At 43.6% G+C, this 8,654-nt stretch carries 5 protein-coding genes; all 5 read left to right on the top strand.

The features are described from left to right. The first annotated feature begins 796 nt into the window (after positions 1 to 796). The 5 genes from ABFC84_09745 to ABFC84_09725 all read left to right on the top strand — a co-directional run bounded on the left by ABFC84_09745 (position 797) and on the right by ABFC84_09725 (position 8,645). Complete coding sequence (locus ABFC84_09745) at positions 797 to 2,284, top strand: radical SAM protein (protein ID MEN6413019.1); 1,488 nt, start codon at positions 797 to 799, stop codon at positions 2,282 to 2,284. 199 nt (positions 2,285 to 2,483) lie between these two features. Next, the gene (locus ABFC84_09740; GenBank protein ID MEN6413018.1) at positions 2,484 to 4,817 is read left to right on the top strand and encodes a DEAD/DEAH box helicase family protein; all 2,334 of its coding nucleotides are present in this window, start codon (positions 2,484 to 2,486) and stop codon (positions 4,815 to 4,817) included. An 18-nt stretch (positions 4,818 to 4,835) separates the two neighbouring features. Then, positions 4,836 to 6,293, top strand: a complete 1,458-nt coding sequence (locus tag ABFC84_09735) for a class I SAM-dependent DNA methyltransferase (protein ID MEN6413017.1) — start codon at positions 4,836 to 4,838, stop codon at positions 6,291 to 6,293. Continuing rightward, positions 6,290 to 7,888 carry a restriction endonuclease subunit S gene (locus ABFC84_09730; protein ID MEN6413016.1) on the top strand — a complete coding sequence of 533 codons (1,599 nt, stop codon included), beginning with the start codon at positions 6,290 to 6,292 and terminating at the stop codon, positions 7,886 to 7,888. Before ABFC84_09735 ends, ABFC84_09730 begins: the two co-directional genes overlap by 4 nt. After that, positions 7,872 to 8,645 (top strand): ImmA/IrrE family metallo-endopeptidase, encoded by a 774-nt coding sequence (locus ABFC84_09725; GenBank protein MEN6413015.1) that lies wholly within the window; start codon positions 7,872 to 7,874, stop codon positions 8,643 to 8,645. The genes ABFC84_09730 and ABFC84_09725 overlap by 17 nt, the downstream gene beginning before the upstream one ends. Positions 8,646 to 8,654: the final 9 nt, after the last annotated feature.

Below are 8,654 nucleotides of genomic sequence, written 5' to 3'. Positions count from 1 at the left end.
ATATAATCATAAAGTAAAAAGTACGTCCTTTTGGTTTGTTTTCTTTAGCAATTAAACAATACCACAAAAAGGACATACTTTTTATCTTTTTTTATGCTTTTAAGCCATCGCGGAGCGATTTCGTTCTTCTTTCGTATCATTAAAGTAAGTAATGGTACAAGGAAAACGTCCTCACGTATGTTTAAAGGATTCAATATTGGAAGAACAGTGGTGCTGAATATTGTTCTATTTTGGGGGCAAAGAGGGCAAAATCATTGCCCTCTTCTTCGCTGTTATGGGAGATACGGTGAACTGTACCATTGGTAATGGCGAAAAACATAGAATCTCTGCCAAATTATTAAAATTTTGGCAGGAGTTCTATGCTTTTCGCGGAATTTTTTAATTATAATTATCACGGTAAAGAATCGGTGGAACCGTCCACGGGAGCCTTTCCGAAATAACTTTCGTCTATGACATAACGGGTTCTTGGTTGAATTGTTATTTTGCAAAAGCAGTAGTTATGTGTAATGTGTGGCTCGAGCTGAGTTGCAAGATAATTCCGCCGGGCGATCCGCAAGATGTTGCATTTTATAGCAAAAGCAACAAGACGATGAAAGGAGGTGGAAAAAATGGTATATGAAAAGCCTGTAATCTTGGCACAAAGTACTGTACAGATGGCACAATGCCGTCCGAATAGTAAACCGAGCGGAAGACCTTGCAATCCTCCAGGACCAAGCGGACGCTAATGGACGATTTGATCAATGGCGATGATGTTATGCAAATAACATCGTCGCTTGATTGCTAAGGAGATATGTAGATGTATTTCAAACAAAAATCTAATGTTATATTCAGAAACTATAAGTTTTTTGGCTATATAACAGACAATAGAAATTTCGGGTACAGACAAGCGAATAATGACAGAGATGATATTGGAGACAAAATTGTATCGCAGAGCGGAGCGGTGTTTTTATCTGTTTTAGGTAAGAAACCACAGACGCTTGATGATCTCGCTAAAAAAATAAGCATACAATTTACAAATGCGGACATTGAAACAATTAAGGTCGATGCTAAAGAATTTTATTGCTTACTTGAGTTGGACGGGTTTGTTGTATCTGGCGAAACTTTGCAAGAATGCAATGAAAAAGACTCGGTGTTTTCATACAAGGTAGTGGAACCAAAAAGCGAAAAAAAGGATTGTTCATCGACTAAGGGTTTTGAAAAATCTACACAAGAATTTTTTGATGAATACTTTAAAAACGAACCGCAGCTTACAAATTTACACATAGAAATTACGAGCAAATGCAACGAAAGATGTGTACATTGTTATATCCCACATGATAACAAGGTAAATCATATCGATCCTGATTTGTTTTATAATATTTTAGAACAATGTAAAGAAATGAATTTGTTGCATGTAACGCTAAGTGGCGGTGAACCCATGATGCACCATCACTTTATCGATTTCCTGAAAAAATGTAATGAATACAACTTTTCCGTAAATGTTCTTAGTAATTTAACTTTACTAAATAAAGATATCATCGAAGAAATGAAAAAAAATCCCCTCTTGAGTGTTCAAACATCATTATATTCAATGGATTCCAATATTCACGATGCAATAACCCAAATAAAAGGAAGTTTTGAAAAAACTAAAAATGCAATATTAAAACTGAAGGAAAATGATATACCTTTGCAAATTAGTTGTCCAATAATAAAGCAAAATATTAACTGTTATATTGATGTTACAGATTGGGGGAAAACACACAATATTAATGTTGGAAGTGATTATGTCATCATAGCAAGATATAACCATACAACACAAAATCTGAGTAACCGTTTGTCTATAAATGATGTCAAGAAGGTTATTAACCAAAGGAGTATTAATGAACCCAAATATTTAGAGCTAATGGAAAAGGAAGCTGAAAAGAAAAAAAGTATGAATCCAGATGACATTGTCTGTAGTGTTTGTTATTCATCTATATGTATAGCAGACAATGGAAATGTATATCCATGTGCTGGTTGGCAGGATTACGTTGTAGGCAACGTACATGAAACATCTCTCAACGATATTTGGAACAATTCAATAAAGGTACAATATTTAAGAAGCTTACGCAAACGGGATTTCCCTAAATGTATTAAATGTCCAGAAAATGAGTTTTGTACTATGTGTATGGTTAGAAACGCAAATGAACACCCTTTAGGAGACCCGTTAGCAGTTAATGAGTATTTTTGTAATATTGCAAAACTAAATAAAAAAATGGTTCTTGAACGGAAATGTAATCTCGTAAATTCTAAGGACAAGTGTTAAAGTAGTGTTTGGTGATGGTTTGACGGTGCTGTTGTTTTGCTAGCTATTGAAATGAAAAAATCGGCAGCGTCAAACCAGGAAAAAGGTTTTGCCGAAAAAATATGGTTGGAACTTACCCCCTCTGATACAATGTCATTATCTGTAATTATGTATTTTTTGCGCTTGTCATTCGCACAGAGGAGTGGAATGGGGGATTGGAGTGAACAAAAGTCAATTAACCGAACAGGAGATAAGAACGCAATATATCACTCCGGCTATTAAAGCTGCGGGCTGGGCAGTGCCTCAAATACGCGAAGAATACGCAATCACCAAAGGACGTATTATCGCCCGTGGTGGAAGCTATAAGCGTAAAGAGGCCAAGCGTGCAGACTACGTTTTGTTCTACAAACCGCACATTCCTCTTGCCATTGTTGAAGCCAAAGATAATAACCATGCCATCGGAGATGGCATGCAACAGGCGTTGGATTACGCCCAGCTCATGATGATACCGTTTGTTTTCACATCTAATGGGGATGGGTTCACATTCCACAATCGGATTGATTCTAGTGAAAATATCATCAACCTTGACGAGTTCCCATCGCCGGAAATACTCTGGGCCGCGTATAAGCAAATCAACAAAATTGACGATACTCAAGAACAAATTATAGCCCAGCCTTATTACATGGAACGGGAGGACAAGCCTCCGCGTTATTACCAGCTTAACGCAATCAACCTTACTGTTGATGCTGTAACGCGCGGACAAAACCGCGTGCTGCTTGTCATGGCTACAGGTACGGGTAAAACATATACTGCTTTCCAAATCATTTGGCGTCTGTGGAAGGCAGGTGTTAAGAAGCGCATTCTGTTTCTCGCAGACCGTAATGCGCTGATCGACCAAACCTATGTAAACGATTTTGCGCCGTTCAAAGATAAAATGACCATCATCCGTAACCGGAAGATTGACACATCTTATGAAATCTATCTCGCGCTGTATCAGGGATTGACCGGAGATGGTGATAAAAACGTTTTTAAGCAATTCAGTCAAAATTTCTTTGACCTTATCATCGTGGATGAATGTCATCGAGGCAGCGCAAGGGCAAACAGCGAGTGGCGCGAAATACTGGATTATTTTAAGCCAGCGACACAAATTGGCTTGACGGCTACACCCAAAGAAGATAAAGACGTATCCAACATCGACTATTTTGGCAAGCCCATCTATACCTATTCGCTGAAAGAAGGCATAGATGATGGTTTTCTTGCACCTTATCGTGTCATCCGTGTGCTGCTGGACAAGGATGCCGAGGGTTTCCGCCCGTATGTCGGGCAGACAGACCGTTTCGGCAATGTAATTGAAGATAGAGAATATAATGCCAGCGACTTTGACCGCGAACTGGTGTTGGAACAGCGTACTAAAATGGTTGCTAAGGTTGTTTCCAACTATCTGCGAAAGCACAATAGCCGGTTTGACAAGACTATCTTCTTCTGTGTTGATACCGAACATGCCGATCGTATGCGGCAAGCACTTGTCAACGAAAACCGTGATCTTGTTGGTGAAGATGAACGATATGTCATGCGCATTACAGGCGATGACGATATCGGCAAAAAGCAGCTTGATAACTTCCGCGATGTGTCCAGCAAATACCCTGTGTTGGTTACTACATCCAAGCTGCTTACCACAGGTGTTGACGCTCAGATGGTGAAAATTATCGTGCTGGATTCCAACATCAACAGTATGACGGAATTTAAGCAGATTATCGGACGCGGCACCCGTGTCCGCGAAGACTTGGGTAAAATGTTCTTTACTATCTTTGATTTTCGCAACGCAACGCGCCTTTTTGCCGACCCGGACTTTGACGGGCCTGTGGAGCAGGACTCCGAGTTTACGCCAGGGTCGGATGGAGAAATACCGCCGTTGCCGGATGACCCGCCGGAAGATGATGGCGATGGAGCCGAGGAACCGCCACCCGCTGTTGATCCACCGGGAGGCCGCAGGCAGAAATACTATGTTCATGATGTTGAAGTGACCGTACTTAAACAGCGTGTGCAATATATCGATAAGGACGGCAAGCTGATTACCGAATCTTTGACCGACTACACCCGCCGCAATGTGCGTGACCGCTACGCCACGCTAGATGACTTCCTTACTGAGTGGAACAGCGCCGAGCGCAAGCAAGCCATTTTGGATGAGCTGGCAGCGCAAGGCATCTTAATTGAGGAACTGCAAGAACAAATCGGGCAGGAGTTTGACCCGTTCGATTTGCTTTGCCATGTGGCTTTTGATCAGAAGCCGCTGACCCGCAGAGAACGGGCCAACAACGTGAAAAAGCGAAACTACTTCGCTAAGTATGGCGAGCTAGCCGCTTCTGTGCTGGATGCTCTGCTTGAGAAATACGCTGATTCCGGCGTCGCTGACTTAGAAAGCATGGACATCCTCAAAGTCAACCCCATCAAGGATTTCGGTTCTCCCATTTATATCGTAAACAAGATTTTCAAGGGAAAAACCAATTTCGAACAAGCGATGAAAGAGCTTACACACGAACTCTATGCAGCATAATAAACGGAGGAACCGAATATGGCAGTATCAAACACAACCAAAGCCTTAAAGGATATCATGCGCATAGATGCCGGTATCAACGGCGACGCGCAGTATATCGAGCAGATTACATGGATGCTGTTCCTTAAGGCGTTTGATTATAAGGAACAGGAATGGGAACTTACCGAAACCGAATACGAGCCGGTCATCCCCAGCGAATATCGCTGGAGCACATGGGCCGACGATTCCGAGGGCATTACGGGCGATGCGCTTCTTTCGCATGTGGACAAGATGTTTATTGCTTTACGTAATCTGGATTCGTCTATGGATACCAAAAACGAAACCAAAAAGCGCAAATGGCTTATCCGCAACGTAATGGAAGGCGTCAACAACTTTATGAAGTCCGGCACATTGCTCCGACAGGTTGTGAACAAGATAAACGGTGATATCAACTTCGACGAAGTGAAAACCGCGCATCTGTTTAACGGCCTGTATGAAACCATGCTTAAAGATCTGCAAAGCGCAGGCAAGGCTGGCGAATTTTACACCCCACGTCCCGTCACTCACTTTATTGTTGAGCAGATAGATCCAAAACTTAACGAAGTGGTGCTCGACCCGGCGTGTGGCACAGGCGGCTTTCTCACCAGTGTAATTGACCGCCACAATATCGAAACGACCGAAGAATACCGGATGCTGCAATCCAACATCAAGGGTATTGAAAAAAAACCGTTTCCATATCTGCTGTGTGTGACCAACCTGATTGCACATGGCATTGATGTACCGGATATCACGCACGGAAACACACTTATCCATCCGGTTGGCGAGTATACTGAAAAGGACAGAGTGCATGTAATTGTAACCAATCCGCCGTTTGGCGGCGCAGAAGAAAAGGTTATTTCGCAGTCCGTTTCCGCTGAATTGAGGAACTCGGAAACCGCCGACCTGTTCCTTGTGCATATCATGGCGCTGTTAAAAGACGGCGGTCGGTGCGGCCTTGTTTTGCCGGATGGCTTCCTGTTCGGTACAGGCGTTAAATCTGCCATCAAGAAAAAACTGTTGGAAGAAAACGACCTGCACACCATCGTGCGGTTGCCGAAAGACGTATTTGCGCCGTACACCAACATCAACACAAATCTGCTGTTTTTCCGCAAGGGCCGTCCGACAAAAGGCGTGTGGTTCTACCGGCTGGAAATGCCTGCGGGCTATAAGCATTTCTCTAAAACGCGTCCTATGCTGGACGCACACTTCGATCCTGTACGCGAGTGGTGGAACAATCGTATTGAAAGTGAAGTCTCACAATATGTGCCGGTTGAGGATATTGCCGCGAGCGGTGACTATAACCTCGACCTTTGCAGCTTTCCCCACGACACAGTGGAGATTCTACCGCCTGATGAGTTTATCGTGGAATATCTAAATGAGAAAGCCGCCATTTCCGCACGGATTGAAAACATATTGGAGCGCATCACCACCGCCATGGAACAGGGGGATGCGTTATGAAAGCTGCCCAACTCCGGCAATCCATCCTGCAAGCGGCGGTGCAGGGCAAACTTGTGCAGCAAAACGTCCACGACGAACCGGCATCCATATTATTAGATAGAATTGCTCAAAAAAGAGAGAAACTTCTTGAGTCCGAATATCCTAATGCAGACGAAGCAAGAATTCAGCAATTAAAGCAAAAAAAACAGACGATTCCAGATGATGTTTCTGATTTGCCGGATGGTTGGAAATGGGCAACTTTAATGCAATGCTCTGGTTTGGTCGTTGACTGCCACAATAAAACTGCGCCTTATTCTAAATCAGGTATACCACTTATGCGCACATCGAATGTACGCAATGGGAAATTTCAACCGGAAGGCTTAAAATTTGTTACCGAGAATACATTTGAACGGTGGAGTGCTCGCTGCATTCCTGAAGCGGGCGACATTATTATTACCAGAGAAGCCCCAATGGGGGAAGTTTGCATGTTGCCTCAAAATATAAGAGTTTGTCTTGGTCAACGGTTAATGCTAATTAGATTGATGCCAGAGACTATTGTTCCAAAGTTCATTTTGTTTTTTCTTCAAAATCCAAACCTGATGGAATATGTTCAAGATAAGCCAGTGGGGTTGACTGTACAACACCTCCGCGTGGGAGGGGTTGAGACTATGTTGATTCCCATCCCGCCTCTTGCTGAGCAACAGCGTATCGTCGCCAAAGTGGACGAACTGATGACGTTATGCGACGAACTGGAAGCAGCGGAAAAAGAGCTGGACGCGCTGGAAAGCCGCTTTGCCGAATATTTGCCGAAGTCCATCCTGCAAGCAGCGGTGCAGGGCAAACTTGTGCCGCAAAATGTCCATGACGAACCAGTAGTGGAATTGCTAAAACGCATTCAGCAGGAAAAAGCACAGCTTGTCAGGGAAGGCAAAATCAAAAAAGAAAAGCCCCTGCCGCCTATTGCAGAGGACGAAATCCCATACGATTTGCCGGATGGGTGGATGTGGTGCAGGCTGGGTGGAGTTGTCTCTTTATTAGAAGGGGAAAAAGCAAGCGGAAACCCATTGCCTTATCTTGAGGCAAAAGTATTAAGAGGACAAAAAACGCCCGCGATAGTTGATGAGGGTAAATTCATAAAAGAAGGAACTAAACTTATCTTGGTAGATGGCGAAAATTCTGGTGAAGTTTTTATTTCTCCTATGGAAGGTTACATGGGGAGTACATTCAAAGTGCTTCATATTGTAGAAGCATTATGGTTGCCGTTTATTCTTAGGTTCATCGAATTACACAAGGATTTGCTTAGAAACTCAAAAAAGGGTGCAGCAATTCCTCATTTAAATAAAGATATATTTTTTCACTTGCCTCTTCCCCTTCCGCCTCTTGCCGAGCAGCAGCGCATCGTCGCCAAAGTGGACGAGCTGATGGCGCTGTGCGACGAACTGAAAGCAGCGAAGGATATTTCTGTAAAGCGGACAGCATCCAATATTGTGCCGTTCCCGCAACAAGGCGAGGACAAATTAGAAATCGGAATCGCCGCGCGTGGTGAAATGCAAGGGCTTTCGGATGAAGCCGTGCGCGATATCAAAGAAATGTTTGGGGATGATTGCAATAGCTGACCCCGTTGCAAAGGCAAAGCAGGTTTTATCGGATAAAAAAGTCGGTGATATTCCAGCTCTGTCGCTCGGTGCTATTGCCGACAGTGAAGGTGTCAAATACAAACAAAAAGACTACCCCGATAAATGGGACGGGATGCTGGTGTTTAAGGGAGACCAGCGCGGCATTCTTGTAAACACGCGCATTGATAATACCGCTCGCCACAACTTTACGTTTGCACATGAGCTGGGGCATTACTTTCTAAATCATCCCCCGAGTTTTTCAAAAGATGGCCAGCTTGGTATCAAGTGTAACGTCTCAGAAACCAGTATGGAGCATAAAGGGCGCGAAGCGGAGGCAAACCGTTTCGCTGTTGAATTGCTAATGCCGCAGGACCGTTTTTTGTTGCTGATGTTGGGAGCTGAGATTGATTTTGCTCTCATTGCAGGTTTGGCAATTGAGTTTATGGTATCAAAACAGGCTTGCAGCTATCGTTTAGTGGAATTAACGCAAAAGCCTTGTATTGTAGTTTTTTCAAAACACGGAAAAGTTACCAGTTACAAGGTTTCACGGGCCGCAAAGGGGTTTTGGGGCGGGCATGCCTCTTTGCCAGGTGAAACAGTAGCGCATGAAATGATAATCAACAAAAAGCAGCAGAGTAATTTCGTGGAATGTGATTCGCCAAATTGGCTTCTCCGTACAGTACCGGAACAAAAGGTTTATGAATGCACTCGCGGCAGTTATGTTGATGGCTCAGCAATGACAATTTTGAAATGGTAGGTGAAGGAG

The organism is Veillonellales bacterium, from assembly GCA_039680175.1.
Lineage (GTDB): Bacteria > Bacillota > Negativicutes > JAAYSF01 > JAAYSF01 > JBDKTO01.
This window is presented reverse-complemented; position numbering and strand designations above follow the sequence as displayed.